Below are 18,261 nucleotides of genomic sequence, written 5' to 3'. Positions count from 1 at the left end.
AGTGAGCAGGTGATGAAGATGATCGAAGTGAAAGTTTCGTCGATTAGTGACGGTGAATTCAATAGAGGCGTATTTGCCACATGCGATATCGAAAAGGGAACCGTGTTCCATGAGGCGCCGGTTATCGCATATCCAAACGAAGAACACGCATATATCGAGAAAACAACGCTCGCTGATTACGCATTTGAATATGGGGCGAATCATACAGCAATCCTTCTAGGATATGGTATGCTTTTCAATCATTCATATGAACCGAATGCGGATTATGATATTAGTTTTGAAAAACATACATTTGACTTCTTTGCCCATAAGGATATAAAAGCGGGAGAAGAAATCCTCATTAATTACAATGGGGAAGTGGATGATCAGGAACAGCTATGGTTCAATGAAGACTATGATGGAACGGCAAATGACAAGGATTAATAAGCCTATACGAAAAAAATCCCCCGTGAAGATGCACTTCTTTTGGGGGATTTTTTGATGTTAGTAAGACTACAAAAAAATACTAAATGGTATCCGAGTTGACGGATGGTAAAAGAAATGTATAATGTTGTACAAGGGAAACAAACTTTCCTGTAGGAAACAATTATCTGCAAAGGATAATTCTAAAAAGTAAGCCATTTGACTTCCGGGACTGGTAACCCGGAGGTCTTTTCCTTTTTTTATTGATTCACAGAAGCTCTAATCTTTTTCGAAATTGGAATGGACAATGATATCGCAGCACAGATGAAAGCAATCAGTACAATTACTCCACCAACAGGCGGCATGATTGTCACACTGTTCGTCTGACTGTACACCACTCCGCCAATTCCGGAGCCGAGCGCTATACCAATTTGAAGTGCGGAATTATTGAAGCTTTGATGAATATCGGATGAAACCGGATCGCTTTCAATAATATACACTTGCTGTGGCGGCGCGAGTGCCCAACTCAACGCCCCCCAAATCATCATAACGATGATGAAAACAGGGATTGAGAACGTCGAAAATGGCAGAATGAACAAACTTACCGCAAATGCCCCTAATATGAACAAGATGCTTTTCGTCGATCCAATCCATGTAGCGAGGCTGCCGCCGAACACCCCACCGCCGACTGCAGCAAGTCCAAACAGGAAGTAGAATATGCTAATCCAGTAAGGGCTAATTTGCATCGTCGTTTCAAGGAATGGCGTGAAGTACGCATACACCGTATAGTGCCCTGCCAACATGAACATCGTTGCCAAATGGGCAAAGATGATCTTTTTGTTTGCCAGCGCTTTTAATTGCTCGGCAAGTGGCTGCACATGACCAGGCGGAATTTCTTCAAAAAACTTGGCGATTAACAGAATCGAACCGACCGTCATAATGGCAATGCCTAGAAATACTGAGCGCCAACCAAATGCGTTAGTCAGTACAATTCCAATCGGTACACCAAGGACAAGTGACGAACTAATTCCCATATAAATATAACCCAATGCTTTCGCTCGTTTTTGAGGAGTCGCAATGCGGGCAGTGATTGTCAGCGAAAGGACGATAACCAATGCGGCACTGGCAGCTGTGAAAATACGTGCAACCATCATGAATGTGAACGTCGGACTGAAGTACGTGAAGACGTTACCGACCAAGAAAATGGCTAATGCGATAAGATAAAGTTTTTTTCGTCCAACTTTTGCCGTCAAAGATAACAGTACCGGTCCGGCGATTGCATACACCAAGGCAAATACCGTGATGAGTTGCCCGGCCGTACCGATTGATACATCTAAATCATCTGCGATGACTGGTAAAATTCCCCCGACAACCAATTCTACTAACCCTACTGTAATAGCCGAAATGGCTAATAAAAACACTCTGAAATCCATTTTAATTCCTCCAACTTAAGGCTAACAGGCCCATTTTAGACATAGAAAAATCCCGATTACAAAAATAGCTTTTGTAATCAGGATTTGACGGTTCCTGGTAGAGACCCTCGAACCATATTATCGAGGTTATACAGATGGTTTTTTATAATGAAATTTTTCTACAGATAAACTTATCATGGATAGCGCCAGTTGGCAAGATGATAGCTTTAATTTTGAATGTTAATCGTCCAAATCAGCAGCTGTTTGCGCGCGCTCTTTAGGGGTCCACCTTGCATTTATGGCATTTACAAGACTATCCATCGAACAGGCGAGATTTTTGACGGGGATGTTGACTTGGGAATCGAGAAGACCACGGTTCGCATTATTCAACAGACGTTTCAATCCGCTCGTCCGATTGATGATCAACTTCTTATCATAAGTATAGATGGCAAGGAATGGTTGGTTGCCATACTTGATAAAATCCATAGCTTCAATCTCGTTCCAAGTGATGAGACCGGCTCCGATATAACTGGATCGATCGAAAATGCCCTCATCCGAAATGATGACAGATGGTTTTCGAACAAAGACTTCTCGAAGTAGAAAGAGTGCAGTAAAACCGAAAAAGATGACAACAATCAGTCCGATGGTTAGAAACAATAACTGGCCACTTTCTTTAAGTGCAATCGATATAAAGACAAATCCTATCAGAACAAACAATAAAGATAAGATACTTAAGACAATCATTCTAAATCTTTTATTGTAGACGATGAAATCATTTTGCATAAGAACCTCTCCTTTACAGTAGGGTATCATGGCGTTGAGGAAGTTGCACAGAAAATATAAGTCCCGGATAGAGATTGATAGTATAATTACAGGGTGGTTTGAACGATATTTGCAATGATCGAATGAATAGGATTTTACGTCTAGCGTAGAAGTGGAGTGATTTTCATGCATCTTGAAAGACCTTCTCTGAAATGGCAGGATGAACATCTTGACTATATCGAGGAATGGGATGGGCGTAAGCTACAGCCAAGAAACTTTCGTTTCGATACAGACAATTCGTATGACCAGTATCTGAAAGAGCTAATAGTAGAAGAAGCGGGGTCTGATGACCGAGTCCCAACGTCTAATTACTTTCTTATAGACAATAATCGGATACTCGGAATGGTTACGATCCGACACGTGCTTAATGATTATTTGCTTCAAGTCGACGGGCATATCGGCTATAGCATCCGACCAACTGAGCGAAGGAAAGGGTATGCGACACAGTTGCTGGCGGAAACATTGAAGATTACTGACCAACTTGGCATAGTCGAAGTACTGGTCACATGTAATGCAGACAATATTGGTTCTGCGAAAGTAATTTTGAATAATGGTGGTATCGAAGACGAGCATTTCGTCGAAGCACACGGCAATATCGTCCGGAGATTCTGGATTCGCAGCTAATTGATTTGGTTGCAGTCGGCCTGCAATAGAGAAGAAACTGATTGGAAAAGATCCATCGTTCTGAGCATAGTAGCTCGTGAATGATGGATCTTTTTCTTATTTATTGCTTCGAATTTTTGAGAGCAACCGCAAAATCTCCAAGTACAACCAAACGAGTGTAATCATCAAGCCAAATGCGCCGTACCACTCCATATACTTTGGAGCTTGTTGCTGTGCGCCTTGCTCAATAAAGTCAAAATCCAATACGAGATTCAAGGCAGCAATGGCAACAATTACAACAGATATGACAATACCGAGAAGTCCTGTTTCATGAATAAAGGGCACCTGCATCCCGAAAAAACGAAGGATGAAATCCGCAACATAGACAAAGAATACAGCACCTGTCGCTGCGAAAATTCCCAGTTTAAAGTTCTCCGTCACTTTAATCAGCCTTGTTTTATAAGCAAACAATAAAGAGAACAGTGTACCGAACGTTAAAAGAATCGCCTGTGTCGTAATCCCTGCATACATCGATTCGTACATTGCAGATAGTCCGCCTAGCGCTAGCCCTTCTAGCAGCGCATAAAGAGGAGCGGTATATGCGGCCGTTGTTTTAACGAAAATCGTAATAAGCGCTACGACAAATCCTCCACCAAATCCAATCCACATTAAGGCTTGAATGTCTTTGCCTGCAAAATACTGTGTCCATGTAAAAGCTGCAGTCGCGCACATAAGTAAGAATAGAATGAGCGTCTTGTTGACTGTCCCTTGGATTGTCATGACAGTACCACCTTCAGCGCGAAGGCCTTTGAATGTATCTTCCCCTAAACTCGGGTTTGATGAGCGCATATCGTTTCAGTCCTTTCTATAATCTACCTAGTTATCATACGAATGAATAAGCTCAATAGTTTCATTGTAGTCTTTTTTTAAAATAGGGATTTTTAGAAGTGAAAATACAACGAAGTTTTTCTGTTGGAACCAGTACATGCAAAAATGAAAGTTAAACCTCATTTTACAAAACTTAATGTTTTAGACATACAAGTGTTAGGGAATAGACATATAGTTACATATTTTAGTGTTTTGGGAGGAAAACATATGAAAAACAAGAAGTTGATGATGTTGGCGCTATTGTTTGGAGCACTTTTAGTCTTAGGTGCATGTAGCGAAGACAAAAAAGAGAATGCCGAAACAGGCGGAGACAAATTCCTAATGATTTCAGGGGATACAGTTTCTGAACAGGGCGGCTGTGTTCTGGCTAGCCGTTATTCAGCAGGCGATAAACTCGTCTTCCGCATGAATGCGTTGGATTCAAGAACGAACGAGCAAGTGAAAGATGCGAATTTGAAAGTTCATTTATCTACTGGCGATGAATTGGATATGGTTTATGGCACACATGGAGACGAAGACTTCTGGGTTGTCGCTTATCCTGTCACGGAGGAAACACCTACGGGAAGCTTGGAGTATTACGTAACGGGTGAAGCTGGAGATTTAAAAGGTGAATTTCGTCCGTTTAACGTAGCACCTTCTTTATTGTCAATTGTTGATTTGGATGGAGAAGCTGCAACTGAACCTAAAGAAGATGTAGATGAAGAGGAAGTAGACTTATCAACAGTTGAAACAAACCAGAATGTTGAAGTACATGCTGTTAACTTCGAATTCAAAGGTCCTGAAGGTGAGAAAGTCTTCTATGTAAAAGCAGGAGAAGAAGTGAAAGTTTCGTTGACTTCTGATGAAGGAATGCACGGCCTTGCGATTGAAGATACGGACGTAAATATTGAAGAAGCAAACGGTGAAGCGACATTCACACCTGAAAAACCAGGTGAGTACAAAATTTACTGTAGTGTATTCTGCGGCGCAGGACACTCAGATATGACTGCTAAGTTAGTCGTCGTAGAATAAGAGGAAAGCAAGGTGAACGTTGTGCATTCAAATTCAAAAAGACCATTGTCATTCGTACTCATGCTAATCTTTGGCGTACTGATTGCTCTTGCTGGTTGTAGCGATGGCGACAAATCTGAAGCTTCAACAGATAGCGACACGGCAGAGGGCGAAGAGAAAAATGGCGATAAAGTGATGGATAAAGCGGAAGATATGAAAAACAATATTAAACTATCCGCTACGAGAGGCTTTATTGGCGATGAAGTGGAGTTCACCATTGACCAGCTTCCTGATAATGCAGATGTCCAGCTGATTTGGCCGACAGTTGACGGATCATATGCCATCGAAAATCAATATGAAGTAATTGGACCTGAATTCACGACGGAAGATGTCGTCATCCTAGCAGGGAAAAGTGATGCTGACGGAAAATGGTCAGGTTCATTTACAATACCCGAAGGATTTGGCGGCGATTACACGGTCTATGTAGCAACTGATAACAAGAAAATCGGTCAGACAGCATACACTGTTGACCCAACATTCAAAATGACGCCTGAATCCGGGCCGGTTGGAACGGAAATTACGATTGAAGTAGAGGGTCTTGGGCATAGTACGTATATGCGTAACTGGCAATTGACGTATGACAATAAATACACAGGACTCGTATCCGCGATTGCGACAAACGGCAAAGCGGAAGCGAAAATCCGTGCCGCAGGCAATCCCGGAGACCATGCAATTCGTCTTCGTACAGGTTATCTAGGTATGCAGTACATCAATTACCTACAATCGCCGTATCCAGATAAGCCTGCACCTGACTTCATGTTTACAATTACCGATGAGAAATTTGTTGGTGAAAATCACGTAGAAGAAGCACCAGTAGCAGCAAACGGCGGAGTTGAAATGCCTGAACTGAAAAATGATTCAGGTGTCACAATGACGCTCGATACTGAAATCGGTGCGGTCGGTGATCCCGTTACAATGACAGCTGAAGGTTTTGATAAAAACAAGGAAGTTGAGCTTGTCTGGAATACGATGAAAGGCAGCCGGGTCAGCGGACTGGGCTTTGCTGAAGAAAGTTCCGTTCTTGATAATGTCAAGACGGATAGCGATGGAAAGTTCACGTATGATTTTAAAATTCCTGACGATCTTGGTGGGATTCCGCATCGGATTGACGCGAAAGTCGGCGATAAAGTCGTGGGCCAAGCTTATTTAAGCATCAAGCCTACACTTGTCAGCATCTCTCCGACATCAGGTCCCGTCGGCACGAAGATTGAAGTGACAATCAAAGGCGGCGGTTGGACGGAGTTCGATAATGCGTATTATCTGACATATGATAATGCTTATACAGGTTATCTCTGTTCATTCAACAGCCAAGGGACGTTGACATTCGATGTGATTGCAACAGGCGATGTTGGCTACCATGTCATTGACATGTATCCAGGTATTTACAGACAAAAAGAAAAAGATACCGATATGACATTGATTCCGCAATTGACGTATTCATCAGACCATCCGGGTTCCGCAATGCCGGCAATCCGATTAGGTTTTGAAGTGACTGAGTAAAAGCTTATTAAAAGATACTCCTTGAAATCCAGTGAAAGCTGGTTTCGGGGAGTGTTTTTATGTACAGCAATAATACCGTTCATTGGAAGATGGAATAGCAAAACGGTATGATAGAGTGTGAACAACCATTCAGTACGATAATGAAGAAATGATTTTGATACAGTGTTTCAAGGGGAGCATAAACGACCTGAACCACTATTTCATATACTTAAGGAGTGAGTTCCATATGATTACTGCACAATCTAAGAAGTTTAACGGCATCCCACTTTCGATCCTTGACCTGGCGATGATTAATGAGGGAAGTGATGCATCGCAATCATTCAAGAACACTGTCGATCTTGCACAGCATGTCGAGAAGTGGGGTTTCAACCGGTACTGGCTTGCTGAGCACCATAACATGCCAGGAGTTGCAAGTTCGGCGACGTCCCTCATTATCGGTCATGTGGCAGGCGCTACGAAAACCATTCGCGTTGGAGCAGGCGGTGTCATGCTGCCGAATCATGCACCACTCGTCATTGCTGAACAGTTTGGCACATTGGATGCGTTGTACCCAGGACGTATCGATTTAGGCTTGGGCCGTGCTCCGGGGAGTGATCAGGCGACTGCGTATGCTTTACGAAGAACGCTAAATAGCAGTGGTAACGATTTTCCGGATCAATTGGCAGAACTGCGGTCGTTCTTCACATACGACCCATCAGCCCGTGTTCGCGCTGTCCCCGGTGAAGGACAAGATATCCCAATTTGGCTGCTGGGATCGAGTGATTTCAGCGCGAGGTTATCTGCAGAACTAGGACTTCCGTTTTCATTCGCGAGTCACTTTGCACCGGCGTACCTCATGCAAGCATTGCAGATCTACCACAGCAATTTTAAACCATCAAAAGACTTAAAGGAACCTTATGTCATGCTCGGAGTGAATGCGATTGTTGCAGATACGGATGAAAAAGCGCAATATCTCGCTACATCTTTCCAACAGCAGTTCCTGAATATCCGTAAAGGTGTCACAACACAGTTTAAACCGCCCGTCGAAGATGTCGACTCCTTCTTTTCACCGTATGAAAAAGCGACACTCGATGAAATAGCGAATTGGCCATCCGTGATGGTCGGAAGTCCTGAAACAGTGAAAGAGAAGATGGAAGCATTCGTCCACGCCACAAAAGCGAATGAGTTAATTATCAGCTCAGGAATCTTTAACCATGAAGACCGTCTGCATTCGTATGAATTGCTTGGGGAAATGATGGAGTAAATGAAAATAAGCCAAGTACCGGAGATGTTTTCCGATACTTGGCTTTTTTCATTTCGCGATTTTACGTTCACGTCTTTTTTCATGTTGATCAATCAAAGCGGTACCGACGAGATCGCCACTAACGTTCAGTGCAGTTGCACCCATACCAATCAAAGCATCAATCGAAGCTAATAAAGCGACCGCTTCGATTGGGAGCCCCAATTGAACGAACACTGTAGCAATCATAACAATTCCGGCCCCAGGGACTCCAGCCGTACCGATGGAAGCGAGTGTGCCGATTAATACGACCATCAGCATATCCGCGAGGCTAAGCGGATTTCCGGAAATGTTCGCTGCGAATACAGCGGAAACAGCTATTCGAATCGCTGCTCCATCCATATTAATCGTTGCACCAAGAGGGAGGCTGAATCCATATAAACTTTTAGAGATGCCTATATTCTTCGCTGCAGTTAAAGTAAGTGGCAATGTGCCAGTACTGCTTTGCGTGACAAATGCTGTGATAACAGGCGTCCGAGCATGTTTGATGAAATGGCCTGGTTTTACACCAAAGATGAGAAGCAAAACGATGTAGACAACAATTTGAAGAAGTAGTGCAATGTAGAGGACGCCAATCATACTCCCAAGTGATACGAGCGTATCGCTCCCTTGATTGCCGACCGTTTTCGCCATAATCGCGAAGATTCCGATAGGAACATATTGAAGAATTGCTCGCAAAATATATTGAGAGGCTTCATTCAAAGCGTTGATGGTTGTGAATAAAGAGTTTCCAAGTTCGCTAAATTGTTCCGATGCGCGCATAGCTGAAATCGCAATTCCGAACGCCAAGGCGGTGAAGATAATACCGAGCAGATTCATCTCGGCAAATGCGGTCACAATATTGGAGGGAACAATATTTAAGAGAACATTAATAATTCCAGGGTTTTCTGGCGTTTCGAATGTTTCATCTCCGGTTAGATGCATGCCGGTACCGGGTTGAAAAGTACTTGCGACAACTAAACCGACAATAATCGCCAATGCAGAACTGATCGTGTAATAGATGAAAACCTTACCGCCCATACGGCCAAGATTTCCGATATTTGTCTGATTCACCCCGACAATCAGTGTGAAGAAAATGAGTGGGATGATAAGAAATGTAAGTAAACGAAGCAGTAAATCCCCAAGTGGCGCAAGCACGGCGGCCTGTTCACCAAAAATAAAACCGACGAGCACACCGAGAACTAAGGCAATCGTAATTTTTACTATTAAGGATGCATGGAGATAAGAGTTAAGTACTTTCTTCACAGCATACCCACCTTCATTCTGTTGGATTTTAAAATAGAGGATGATCTATTTAGAACTAAACGATAATGCAATCGTGACAGTGTGTCAAAGGACATGCCTACTAGAAATATAAGTTTGCATACTATCGGTGGACTGGATGAAACCGTTAAGATTTTCTGTAGGAATATATGAGTATAAATATGTGAAATAGAGGTTGTGATTTGGTATTGTTCTGCATACTATAATAGTGTACGATATACAGTATAACGATATGAGGTGAACTTATGAATTCCTTGCTGGATACATTTTCAACTGAATTGAGAAGGGGGACGCTGACACTTGCCGTATTAAGTCAATTGCATACTCCGCAATATGGTTATTCACTCGTTCAGCGTTTGGAAAAAGCGGGTGTCGTCATTGAACAAAGTACGTTGTATCCACTTCTTCGCCGATTGGAAAAACAGGAAATAGTGACGAGTACATGGGATACGACGGAAAGCAGACCTCGGAAATATTACGTTATTAGTAAGTATGGAAATGACCTATATCAACAGCTGAAATCCGAATGGGCAACGATGACTGTGGAACTGGAAAAATTGATTGAGGGGGATGGAGACAGTGGAGCTGATTGAGGTGTATGTTTATGAAGTAACGAGAAGATTGCCTGAGAATAATCGTGAAGATATAGCGCTGGAACTTCAATCGACAATCGAAGATATGTTACCAGAATCGTATTCCGAAGAGGAATTGATGGAAGTTCTCAAAAAGCTAGGCGATCCTGCGAAGCTTGCTGCGAAATACCGCGATACACCGTCGTATTTAATTGGTCCGAGAGTGTATGATGCATATGTAGAAGTGATGAAGCTTGCTGTCCCGTGGGCAATTCTCATCGCAATACTCGTTCAAATTGTGGACAGTGTGCTGTCTTTCTCAGTAGATGAGCCACTTATCCCAGCAATCACAGGTACAATGGGTATGCTCATTGGAAGTGTTGTAGAAGTGCTCATACAAGTGTTCTTTTGGATTACATTGACGTTTTTCCTCATTGATAGATATGCAGGTTCTAGTGATAATCTGTCGGAAATGATGGGTGGGCAGAAATGGAATCCGTTGTCATTAAAGAACGTGCAAATCATACCTAAAAAGAAAATCATCAAGAGAAGTGAAGTTGTATTCGGGATCTTCTGGTCAGTCATTGGACTTCTATTTTATTTCAATGCAGACCGTTTTATAGGTGTGTACCGACAGATGGATGGGGAAGGGTTGCGGATGGTTATGCCTGTATTTGATAACCCCGTCCTGTTGTCCTACTGGCCAATCGTCGTAGTCATTTCTGCTTTGCAAATCGGGGTATTGCTTTATAAATTTAAAGAAAAGCTGTGGACTCGAAAGCTTGCAGTAACGAATGCAGTCATGCATGTTTTAAGCATTTTAGTGCTTGTATATATTGCAAGCAACCCAGCTCTAATCAATGAAGCAGTCGGTCCATATATGGTGGACTTACTGGAAATCGATTACACTTCCTTCGACAATTTCATCAACTGGGCGAAATGGACAGTAATCATCTCCATTGTCGTGGCAGTCGCTATTGAAGTGTTTGACAGTTTCCGCAAAGCGAATATGAGAATATGATGCTCTAATAGTAAAACGCCAACGCTTGAAAAATCTGCGTTGGCGTTTTATTTGTTTGGAAATTGATGCAGGCATTCCTGACAGATACATTTCTTTCGTAAATCCTCATCAGACACTAAGTCGAAAATTTCTTGTGGGAAAGTTTCTTGTGTGCACCAACAAATACCCTTGGACTTATCGATTCCGTTGCAACAGTTATTGGAATTCCCGCAAATCGGGCATGTCGTGTTCATCGTAAGCTCCTTTCGCGTTTGAATTTGCTAGTAGTATACCATTTATTTGCTGAGAGGAACTTTTAAATTAGTAGAGAAGCATAGTTGACTTACAACATTGTAATGTTCTTTATCGATAATGATTTATTGATAAACGATAAATATCGTGGTAAATTGAAAAGGACTTTAACGATGTGAGGTGCTGGAAATGAAACGTGAAACAATGTTCTTGAAGTTGGCTGTTGTTGTTATGGGGATACCGATTCTTGCTTTATGCGTATTTGTCGTGCCGACCATTGCAAACTTTGCAGCGGAATTGTATCCGGAGATGAGTTATATAAAATATCTTATTCTAATCAACATGTATGCGGCAGCAATCCCTTTTTACTTTGCGCTCTATCAAACATTCAAATTACTAAACTTAATTGACATGGAGAATGCCTTCTCAGAACGGTCAGTTAAAGCATTAAAGACTATCAAATACTGCGCCGTCCTTATTAGCAGTTTATATGTACTGGGCATGCCACTTTATTATCTTCTGGCGGAAAGAGATGATGCGCCGGGAATTATAGTGATCGGCTTAGTCCTTATTTTTGCGTCATTCGTAATTGCAGTGTTTGCGGCAGTTCTTGAAAAGTTATTAACAAGCGCTATCGAGATAAAAATTGAAAATGATTTAACGGTTTGAGGTGAAAACATTGGCGATTATCATTCATATTGATGTGATGTTGGCAAAACGCAAAATGAGCGTAACAGAGCTTACGGAAAAGGTAGGAATAACGATGGCCAATCTTTCTATCTTGAAAAATGGAAAGGCAAAGGCTATCCGTTTTTCAACATTGGAAGCTATTTGCAACGCGCTGGACTGCCAACCGGGAGATATATTGGAATACCGTAGTGATGAAAATTTATAGTTCGGGTGGATTGACGAGGATCGGAAGGTGAGTCGATGAACATACTTAACAACTATACGAAGCAATCCGGGGAACGTGTCGTCATTATGAATATTAGGAAAACGATACAACAACTTTTTCGGTTTGGACGAGAACAGGCATTGTCCTGTATATTTCCTCTCGTTATTTTTTCCTCATTAGCTCTAACAAAATTTGTACAACTACCTTTTCTGCCGAGGTATGACTGGCTACTTATCATTTTCCTTTTAACACAATGGTGGATGTTGCGTTCAGGTCTAGAGACACGTGATGAACTGAAAGTTATTACTTTATTTCATCTAATTGGACTGGCGTTAGAAATCTTTAAAGTACATATGGGTTCCTGGGCGTATCCAGAAGAAGGATATGCCAAAGTCTTCGGCGTACCTTTGTACAGTGGCTTCATGTACGCCAGTGTGGCAAGTTATCTCTGTCAGGCATGGCGAAGGCTACAAGTGGACCTGGTTAAATGGCCGCCGTTTTGGATTGTTGTGTCCTTAGCCGATGCGATTTACTTGAATTTCTTCACGCACCATTTTTGGATTGACATCCGCTGGTGGCTATCCGCGTTTGTGATTATCGTATTTTGGCGTTCATGGGTTACATACATGGTGGGTGGGATAATGTACCGCATGCCTATAGTTCTGTCGTTTGTCCTCATCGGTTTTTTCATTTGGATTGCGGAAAACATCGCCACGTTTTTCGGAGCATGGAAATATCCGAACCAGGCTGAAGTGTGGAAATTGGTCGGCCTAGGAAAACTAAGCTCATGGCTACTACTCGTCATTGTCAGCTTTTTAATTGTCGCTACATTGAAACGGGTTAAGAGAAGCAGGGAGTGAGAAACGAACTGATTTTCGCAACATAACGAAACAGTCTCGTAACACATTCAACATCTGTTGCAACACAACCAAACGGACTCGCAGCGCAATCAACTAAGAGCAACACAATCAAACGGTCTTGTAACACAATCAAGCTTCGCGATAAGACAACCAACCCGTTCCGCAACACAACCAAACGCTTCCATAAAAAAAGTAGCTAATCCTCTCCTCTATAAAAGGATATTGGCCACTTAATCAAGAATAGTAACCTTAAGAAATCATCAGCCAGATGAGAATGCTAAGTAAAGGAAGTACCCTGAATACTACATGAAATCACAAATAATCCATCCTACATCGAGTTGCTCTAGTAGGATGGATCATTTTCAATTTATATAATAACCCCATCACGCATCGTAATGACCCGATCCGCATACGGCAACATTTCGTCATCATGCGTCACCATCAACGTCGTCAACCCAAGGGATTTCGTCAATTCATGAATCAATTCCATCACTTCTTTTTTACGCTTTGTATCTAAACTTGCCGTCGGTTCGTCCGCAAATAAAATCTTAGGCTTGTGAATGATTGCGCGCGCAATAGCGACACGCTGTTTTTCGCCCCCGGACAGGGAAGGCGGGTAGGCATCTTTTCGATGTTCCATACCGACGAGTTTTAATATCCGCGCGATTTCGTCATTCTGCTGTTTTTTATCCATCTTGCTTTCCGCAACATCAAGCATGAGATCCAATTGTTCTTCGACCGTCAAGAAAGGAACGAGGTGAGAAGATTGGAAGACAAATCCGAATTCGCTGGAACGCACTTTACGGATGTCTTCTTGACTCATTTCAGTCATGTCAGAACCGTCAAACAGAATCTGGCCGCCTGAAGCCTTTTGTAATCCGGCAGCAATCGTCAATATCGTTGATTTCCCTGATCCTGAAGGCCCGACGAGTGCTGTAATCTCGCCCTCTTTCAATGATAAATTGACGCCTTTTAACACCTTCTCCTCAACTTCACCATTTTGAAAGGACTTTGTGACATCATCGATTACAAAAGTCTCCATCTTACATCTCTCCTTGTTGAATCGCCTGAAGCGGTTCGATTTTTTTAATTTGGAAGCCTGAAATGGTCGCTCCGATGAATCCAACTGCTAAAAATACGGCTGAAAGTGTCAATACGGTATTCATCGTTAAGGAAAACGGCATGCCTTCAGGAGCAATGAAGTTAAACACCTGACTTAATGCGATTGAAATAACTAACGAAACCGCAGTAATTGTAATCATCTGATACCAAATCATCTGGAACAAGGATATGGTTTTCATACCAATCGCTTTCAAAATGCCGTACAATCCAATCTTTTGGACATTCATCATATAGAAGAAAATCGCAAACAACATTCCGCTAATAATTACTAAAAACCAAATGATCATATTCAATGACATCTGTTCCGCGTTGTAACTAGGAATTGTATTCAAAAAGCCTTTGTTCGTAAATGAATCAAGACCAGAAATCGCCGATGCCTCTTTTCCGGGAATAAAGATCGTTTGCAATTCCATAACCCGATATATTTCCTGATAATTTGTTTGATGAATAAAAGCGACCGGTGCGTGGCTATATTTTTGCTGGTCAACGAAACCGATTACTTTAAATTCACCACTGAACATATTGTTTGTCAAAATATCCCCGACTTGGACGCCATCTTTTTCGAGTGAGCGATCTAAAACAATCTCACCGTCTTTCACATCTTGGAACAAATCCGATTCGGTAGAAGTGACAAATGCTACACTATGCTGCTTATCCTCTGCGTCATTAAAGAAGCCCATTTGAATGGAGAACGCAGTCGCTTCAGGATGTTTCGCCAAAACATCTTTTTGCAACTCTTCATCTATTTTGGATAGGTTATACGTCTCATTTGCATCTTCATTCAAATAGAAGTGTCCGTTCGGCATATCCTTAATGAGTGCTGCATTGTCTTGTGACAATCCATTCGCTAACCCCGAGATGATGAAAGTTAAAAAACTGACTAGAAAAATGATGGAACCTAAAATCAGGAATTTTGATTTACTTTTTTTCATTTCCTTAAATGCCATTTTCATTGAACACGCCTCCGCTTTTTTCTTGATGTCCTTAGTGTAAACCTTGAACATGAACGGAACGTGAACAGTAGATTACATAGCAAAAAAACAGGCTAAAGCGTGTAAATATACACTTCGCTTGCCTTCGTTAAAGCGATTTAATTTGAGTTCAGTTTGTGAGATGGTGTTTTTACTACTATCATCTGATAAATGAACACACTCACAAAGACGACAAATTCAGAAGCAGGAATGGATAACCAAATTCCGTTTAATCCTAAAAATGGTGGCAAAAGAAGCAAGAAGATGAACATAACAATAATTTCACGTGAGGCTGTCATCATCGTTGCAATCCGCACATTGCCGACGGATTGGTAGTACGTCATCATGACGAAGTTTGTCCCAGTGAACAAGTACGCGATGAAGAATAGCCGAATACCTGTCGTCGCAAGTGATGTGACTTCCTCAGGGAAATCACCGAATATGGAAACAATCGATCCAGCGGCAAACTGACCTAAAAGGAAGAAGAGCGTGCCTGCGGAAACGACAGTAATTGTCGCTTTAATAACGGTCTCTCGCATTCGGCTTGCGTTTTTTGCTCCGTGATAATAGCTTACTAACGGCTGAATGGCGCTCCCCATTCCGAGGAACATCATCAGCATGACGCCGTGTACATAGTTCAAAATGGAAAAGGCTGCAACGCCTTTTGTTCCGGCCGCCCGTTCAAAGGCGATATTATGGGAAATCGTAAATACAGAAATACCGACTTCCGAAAGGAAACTTGGAAACCCGACGACAAGGATAGCGCCAAATAATTTTTTATCAAATGAAATTCGTACGAGCTTCAAATTATTCGTTTTTCTGAAAAAATGACTGCACAATACAAGCATGCCTAGGAATGAAGCGAGAATGGTCGCAAAAGCTGCACCGCTTACGCCCCAATCGAAAATGAATAAAAAGATGTAATTCAATATAATATTGACGACGGAAGTGACGATAAGCCCTGACATCGCAAGCTTCGGTGCGCCATCATTTCGGATGAAGACACTGAATGTATTTTCAACCGTAAAGATAAAGCCGAACAACAAAATCACATATAAATAATCAGAGACAAATGGGAATGTGGTCGCATTGGCACCGAGTGCGTAAGCCAATTCGTCTCGAAACATAAATGCAGTTAACCCAATCAGCAATGTGAAAACGAAAATAGACAGGATCGCATGTGTGAAAATGATGCGACTCTCTTTAGTATTTTTTTGCCCCATTGCAATTGAATATTTTGTCGCTGCACCAATTCCAATCCACAGCGAAATCGCGAAGAATAGTGTATAGACGGGGGAAGCGATTCCAACGCCTGCGAGTGCTTCTTCGCCTAGTCGATTGCCGACCATGATCCCGTCAGCTACAATATTTGCTGCCATTAACCCCATTCCGATCATCGATGGAATGAGATAGCGTAGAAAAATACGTCCGACTGGTTGCGTATCTAAATCGGTAAATCTCGAAGTGTTGGAGCTCATTTATTGTCACCCTTATCTGTATCTAATTCCATGACAAGACATGGGAATTCTCCGACATCATCCACTTGACCGTTTAATGTAAAGCCAAACTTTTCATATAAATGCTGTGCTCTACTGTTATCAGGATAGATACTGAGGTAGATCCGGTCACAAGCATATAGCTCTCTCATATGACGAAGTAAAATTGGCAGGAAGCGACTAGCATAGCCTTGCCCCTGAAATGTCGAATCGATCATAAAACGATCCAACCACACATCGCCATTGGATTTATCATACCCGTGCATGGCATAGCCGATTAGTACGTTTCCATCATACAAACCGACAGATTTCCATTCAGGCTCGAATTTTGATTGGGCCAAGGAGAATGAATTGCTTTCAATATAATTTTTCTGGTTTTCATCCACTGATAAAGAGGCGATATCCAACCAATTTTCAGCAGTAACCTCACGTATGTGGAGGCTCATAATTCCATCTCGCTTTCTAAAATTTGTTAAAACATAAAAACTATAATTGTTTTATCAGTTTACAAACGCCTGGAAAAAACCGCTCTTTGTATCGTCGGTTTCGTCATCCATTATTCTTTTTAATAAAGCCGAACAATAAAATATCAACAATTGAGTCCAACGCTTCAGATACAGTAATGCTATTCTCGTAGAAAAATTTGCGATCCATCGTAGAGTTTGACGCATCAATAATTAATTTCATAAGCAAAGCAACATTCTGATCGGCAATCTCACCGTCTCTAATTCCTTGCTCAATCAATTCGCGTAAAGCATCCCATTCATTAATGGCATCATGAACCCGTTTCCACTGATCAGGATAAGACTTTTTCATCTGTTCGAGAATTGTCCAACTATAGAAGTCGTTGTATTTAGGAATGACTGTAATGGCGCCTTTTATCTTTTCAATCAGTGAAAGCTGTGGATCATTGACGATAATGGCTGTTTTCTCATCAAATTCAAGCAATGTCGAATCGATGATGGCATCGAGAATTTCGGTCTTTGAGGAAAAGTGTTCATACAATGTTCTTTTGCTGATCCCAAGGCGCTTAGCTAGATCATCCATCGTGAACTTCATACTCTTTTCATGTATTTCCTCCAAGAACGCTTTCATGATTCTGGCTTTCATATAATGAATCCTCCTCGGGTGTAAACTGGTGGAACGATATTAGTTTTATAAGTCTTGAAAAAGTATACTTCGTATTTTACTAAAATGCAATGATCACATCTTAACCGATTTATGAAAAATGAGACTTGAACTAAAAACAGGTGAAAGCGGCTCTCAGAGCTACTTTCACCTGTTCTAATTGAGTTGTTCAACTTGTCCGCATCACTTGCAAAACAATTAATTATAGTCGTTATTGTTATTTCTGTTGCTGTTGTTATTGTTTTCATTTTGCTGTTGATTTCTGGAGTTATAATTGTTGCTTTGTTGGCTTCTAGCCTCTCCGCCTTTTTGACCAATTTCTTCATAGAAATCTTTATTATGGTTTTGGGCAGTAGCTTCTCCGCCTTTACGTCCGATTTCTTCATAAAAATTTTGATTGTGGTTTTGAGCGGTTGCTTCTCCACCCATACGACCAGCTTCTTCTTGGGACATTTTACTACGGTTATTCGGACTTTGATTTTGGTTCTGATTCTGATTCTGATACCTGTTATCTCTGTCTTGTGCCATAATGAAAATCTCTCCTTTTTTTTATGATTTTATCGTACAGTCACTATATAACCGCATAGAGAGAATTCAAACATGAAAAAATATAAAACTAGTAGCTTTTTTTGAGAAAGCCTTAGTGTAAAGCTAATCGAGCTAATTAATTACTTTTATTACAATTTAAAAACGCTATAAAATGATTTCGCTATCATTTGAAAAGAAGGAAAAAATTCCTTCCACAA

General features: G+C 41.5%; 21 protein-coding genes and 1 riboswitch. Of the genes, 10 read left to right on the top strand and 11 right to left on the bottom strand.

From position 1 onward, the window contains the following. Positions 1-18: 18 nt before the first annotated feature. Positions 19-423 (top strand): SET domain-containing protein, encoded by a 405-nt coding sequence (locus QWT69_RS12980; protein ID WP_317966290.1) that lies wholly within the window; start codon positions 19-21, stop codon positions 421-423. Between the two features lie 239 nt (positions 424-662). On the opposite strand, the gene QWT69_RS12975 is transcribed toward QWT69_RS12980, so the two are convergent. Together QWT69_RS12975 and QWT69_RS12970 are read right to left on the bottom strand one after the other, a co-directional pair. Next, positions 663-1,835, bottom strand: a complete 1,173-nt coding sequence (locus QWT69_RS12975) for an MFS transporter (RefSeq protein ID WP_317966288.1) — start codon at positions 1,833-1,835, stop codon at positions 663-665. A gap of 54 nt (positions 1,836-1,889) precedes the next feature. Then, a riboswitch (purine riboswitch) is annotated at positions 1,890-1,989 on the bottom strand. A 65-nt stretch (positions 1,990-2,054) separates the two neighbouring features. Next, on the bottom strand, positions 2,055-2,597 hold the full coding sequence (locus tag QWT69_RS12970; RefSeq protein ID WP_317966286.1) for an STM3941 family protein: 543 nt from the start codon (positions 2,595-2,597) through the stop codon (positions 2,055-2,057). 165 nt (positions 2,598-2,762) lie between these two features. Here QWT69_RS12970 and QWT69_RS12965 point away from each other — a divergent pair, with 165 nt between their 5' ends. Next, positions 2,763-3,260, top strand: coding sequence for a GNAT family N-acetyltransferase (locus QWT69_RS12965; RefSeq protein ID WP_317966284.1), 498 nt, complete (start codon positions 2,763-2,765; stop codon positions 3,258-3,260). A 96-nt stretch (positions 3,261-3,356) separates the two neighbouring features. Here the strand turns inward: QWT69_RS12965 and QWT69_RS12960 are convergent, their stop codons facing one another. After that, entirely contained in the window at positions 3,357-4,088 is a 732-nt protein-coding gene (locus QWT69_RS12960; RefSeq protein ID WP_317966282.1) for a Bax inhibitor-1/YccA family protein, read from the bottom strand. A 246-nt stretch (positions 4,089-4,334) separates the two neighbouring features. Here QWT69_RS12960 and QWT69_RS12955 point away from each other — a divergent pair, with 246 nt between their 5' ends. The 3 genes from QWT69_RS12955 to QWT69_RS12945 all read left to right on the top strand — a co-directional run bounded on the left by QWT69_RS12955 (position 4,335) and on the right by QWT69_RS12945 (position 7,920). Continuing rightward, positions 4,335-5,138, top strand: a complete 804-nt coding sequence (locus QWT69_RS12955; RefSeq protein WP_317966280.1) for a cupredoxin domain-containing protein — start codon at positions 4,335-4,337, stop codon at positions 5,136-5,138. A 12-nt stretch (positions 5,139-5,150) separates the two neighbouring features. Next, positions 5,151-6,677: a hypothetical protein gene (locus tag QWT69_RS12950; protein WP_317966278.1), complete on the top strand. Its 1,527-nt coding sequence runs from the start codon at positions 5,151-5,153 to the stop codon at positions 6,675-6,677. A 226-nt stretch (positions 6,678-6,903) separates the two neighbouring features. Continuing rightward, on the top strand, positions 6,904-7,920 hold the full coding sequence (locus QWT69_RS12945; RefSeq protein ID WP_317966276.1) for an LLM class flavin-dependent oxidoreductase: 1,017 nt from the start codon (positions 6,904-6,906) through the stop codon (positions 7,918-7,920). Between the two features lie 48 nt (positions 7,921-7,968). Here the strand turns inward: QWT69_RS12945 and QWT69_RS12940 are convergent, their stop codons facing one another. Next, positions 7,969-9,201 carry a dicarboxylate/amino acid:cation symporter gene (locus QWT69_RS12940; protein WP_317966274.1) on the bottom strand — a complete coding sequence of 411 codons (1,233 nt, stop codon included), beginning with the start codon at positions 9,199-9,201 and terminating at the stop codon, positions 7,969-7,971. 263 nt (positions 9,202-9,464) lie between these two features. Between QWT69_RS12940 and QWT69_RS12935 the strand changes: the two genes are divergently transcribed. Further along, entirely contained in the window at positions 9,465-9,812 is a 348-nt protein-coding gene (locus QWT69_RS12935) for a PadR family transcriptional regulator (RefSeq protein WP_317966272.1), read from the top strand. Further along, on the top strand, positions 9,790-10,812 hold the full coding sequence (locus QWT69_RS12930; protein WP_317966271.1) for an HAAS signaling domain-containing protein: 1,023 nt from the start codon (positions 9,790-9,792) through the stop codon (positions 10,810-10,812). The genes QWT69_RS12935 and QWT69_RS12930 overlap by 23 nt, the downstream gene beginning before the upstream one ends. A gap of 47 nt (positions 10,813-10,859) precedes the next feature. Here QWT69_RS12930 and QWT69_RS12925 read toward each other — a convergent pair whose 3' ends face one another. Then, entirely contained in the window at positions 10,860-11,045 is a 186-nt protein-coding gene (locus tag QWT69_RS12925; protein ID WP_317966270.1) for a cysteine-rich CWC family protein, read from the bottom strand. Between the two features lie 187 nt (positions 11,046-11,232). Between QWT69_RS12925 and QWT69_RS12920 the strand changes: the two genes are divergently transcribed. The 3 genes from QWT69_RS12920 to QWT69_RS12910 all read left to right on the top strand — a co-directional run bounded on the left by QWT69_RS12920 (position 11,233) and on the right by QWT69_RS12910 (position 12,798). Continuing rightward, on the top strand, positions 11,233-11,712 hold the full coding sequence (locus QWT69_RS12920) for a DUF2975 domain-containing protein (protein WP_317966269.1): 480 nt from the start codon (positions 11,233-11,235) through the stop codon (positions 11,710-11,712). Between the two features lie 10 nt (positions 11,713-11,722). Continuing rightward, the gene (locus QWT69_RS12915) at positions 11,723-11,938 is read left to right on the top strand and encodes a helix-turn-helix domain-containing protein (protein ID WP_317966267.1); all 216 of its coding nucleotides are present in this window, start codon (positions 11,723-11,725) and stop codon (positions 11,936-11,938) included. A gap of 86 nt (positions 11,939-12,024) precedes the next feature. Beyond that, positions 12,025-12,798, top strand: a complete 774-nt coding sequence (locus QWT69_RS12910) for a DUF817 domain-containing protein (RefSeq protein ID WP_317971095.1) — start codon at positions 12,025-12,027, stop codon at positions 12,796-12,798. A 367-nt stretch (positions 12,799-13,165) separates the two neighbouring features. Here QWT69_RS12910 and QWT69_RS12905 read toward each other — a convergent pair whose 3' ends face one another. The 6 genes from QWT69_RS12905 to QWT69_RS12880 all read right to left on the bottom strand — a co-directional run bounded on the left by QWT69_RS12905 (position 13,166) and on the right by QWT69_RS12880 (position 18,043). Further along, positions 13,166-13,840, bottom strand: coding sequence for an ABC transporter ATP-binding protein (locus tag QWT69_RS12905; RefSeq protein ID WP_317966265.1), 675 nt, complete (start codon positions 13,838-13,840; stop codon positions 13,166-13,168). Position 13,841: 1 nt separating this feature from the next. After that, complete coding sequence (locus tag QWT69_RS12900) at positions 13,842-14,873, bottom strand: ABC transporter permease (protein ID WP_317966263.1); 1,032 nt, start codon at positions 14,871-14,873, stop codon at positions 13,842-13,844. 137 nt (positions 14,874-15,010) lie between these two features. After that, positions 15,011-16,369: an MATE family efflux transporter gene (locus tag QWT69_RS12895; RefSeq protein WP_317966261.1), complete on the bottom strand. Its 1,359-nt coding sequence runs from the start codon at positions 16,367-16,369 to the stop codon at positions 15,011-15,013. After that, complete coding sequence (locus tag QWT69_RS12890) at positions 16,366-16,833, bottom strand: GNAT family N-acetyltransferase (protein ID WP_317966260.1); 468 nt, start codon at positions 16,831-16,833, stop codon at positions 16,366-16,368. The genes QWT69_RS12895 and QWT69_RS12890 overlap by 4 nt, the downstream gene beginning before the upstream one ends. Before the next feature lie 103 nt (positions 16,834-16,936). Then, complete coding sequence (locus tag QWT69_RS12885; RefSeq protein WP_317966259.1) at positions 16,937-17,497, bottom strand: TetR/AcrR family transcriptional regulator; 561 nt, start codon at positions 17,495-17,497, stop codon at positions 16,937-16,939. A gap of 216 nt (positions 17,498-17,713) precedes the next feature. After that, complete coding sequence (locus tag QWT69_RS12880; protein ID WP_317966257.1) at positions 17,714-18,043, bottom strand: KGG domain-containing protein; 330 nt, start codon at positions 18,041-18,043, stop codon at positions 17,714-17,716. Positions 18,044-18,261 lie beyond the last annotated feature (218 nt).

The organism is Sporosarcina oncorhynchi, from assembly GCF_033304615.1.
Classification (GTDB): domain Bacteria; phylum Bacillota; class Bacilli; order Bacillales_A; family Planococcaceae; genus Sporosarcina; species Sporosarcina oncorhynchi.
Note: the sequence above shows the minus strand (reverse complement) of the source record. Positions and strands in the feature narration are given on the sequence as shown.

What these genes read in the sequence shown, in the direction of transcription:
- QWT69_RS12965 (WP_317966284.1), top strand. Translation starts at nt 2,763, where the DNA reads ATGCATCTTGAAAGACCTTCTCTGAAATGGCAGGATGAACATCTTGAC.
- QWT69_RS12905 (WP_317966265.1), bottom strand. Translation starts at nt 13,840, where the DNA reads ATGGAGACTTTTGTAATCGATGATGTCACAAAGTCCTTTCAAAATGGT.
- QWT69_RS12955 (WP_317966280.1), top strand. Translation starts at nt 4,335, where the DNA reads ATGAAAAACAAGAAGTTGATGATGTTGGCGCTATTGTTTGGAGCACTT.
- QWT69_RS12885 (WP_317966259.1), bottom strand. Translation starts at nt 17,497, where the DNA reads ATGAAAGCCAGAATCATGAAAGCGTTCTTGGAGGAAATACATGAAAAG.
- QWT69_RS12945 (WP_317966276.1), top strand. Translation starts at nt 6,904, where the DNA reads ATGATTACTGCACAATCTAAGAAGTTTAACGGCATCCCACTTTCGATC.
- QWT69_RS12925 (WP_317966270.1), bottom strand. Translation starts at nt 11,045, where the DNA reads ATGAACACGACATGCCCGATTTGCGGGAATTCCAATAACTGTTGCAAC.
- QWT69_RS12975 (WP_317966288.1), bottom strand. Translation starts at nt 1,835, where the DNA reads ATGGATTTCAGAGTGTTTTTATTAGCCATTTCGGCTATTACAGTAGGG.
- QWT69_RS12880 (WP_317966257.1), bottom strand. Translation starts at nt 18,043, where the DNA reads ATGGCACAAGACAGAGATAACAGGTATCAGAATCAGAATCAGAACCAA.
- QWT69_RS12920 (WP_317966269.1), top strand. Translation starts at nt 11,233, where the DNA reads ATGAAACGTGAAACAATGTTCTTGAAGTTGGCTGTTGTTGTTATGGGG.
- QWT69_RS12900 (WP_317966263.1), bottom strand. Translation starts at nt 14,873, where the DNA reads ATGAAAATGGCATTTAAGGAAATGAAAAAAAGTAAATCAAAATTCCTG.
- QWT69_RS12910 (WP_317971095.1), top strand. Translation starts at nt 12,025, where the DNA reads ATGAATATTAGGAAAACGATACAACAACTTTTTCGGTTTGGACGAGAA.
- QWT69_RS12980 (WP_317966290.1), top strand. Translation starts at nt 19, where the DNA reads ATGATCGAAGTGAAAGTTTCGTCGATTAGTGACGGTGAATTCAATAGA.
- QWT69_RS12935 (WP_317966272.1), top strand. Translation starts at nt 9,465, where the DNA reads ATGAATTCCTTGCTGGATACATTTTCAACTGAATTGAGAAGGGGGACG.
- QWT69_RS12890 (WP_317966260.1), bottom strand. Translation starts at nt 16,833, where the DNA reads ATGAGCCTCCACATACGTGAGGTTACTGCTGAAAATTGGTTGGATATC.
- QWT69_RS12895 (WP_317966261.1), bottom strand. Translation starts at nt 16,369, where the DNA reads ATGAGCTCCAACACTTCGAGATTTACCGATTTAGATACGCAACCAGTC.
- QWT69_RS12960 (WP_317966282.1), bottom strand. Translation starts at nt 4,088, where the DNA reads ATGCGCTCATCAAACCCGAGTTTAGGGGAAGATACATTCAAAGGCCTT.
- QWT69_RS12970 (WP_317966286.1), bottom strand. Translation starts at nt 2,597, where the DNA reads ATGCAAAATGATTTCATCGTCTACAATAAAAGATTTAGAATGATTGTC.
- QWT69_RS12930 (WP_317966271.1), top strand. Translation starts at nt 9,790, where the DNA reads ATGGAGACAGTGGAGCTGATTGAGGTGTATGTTTATGAAGTAACGAGA.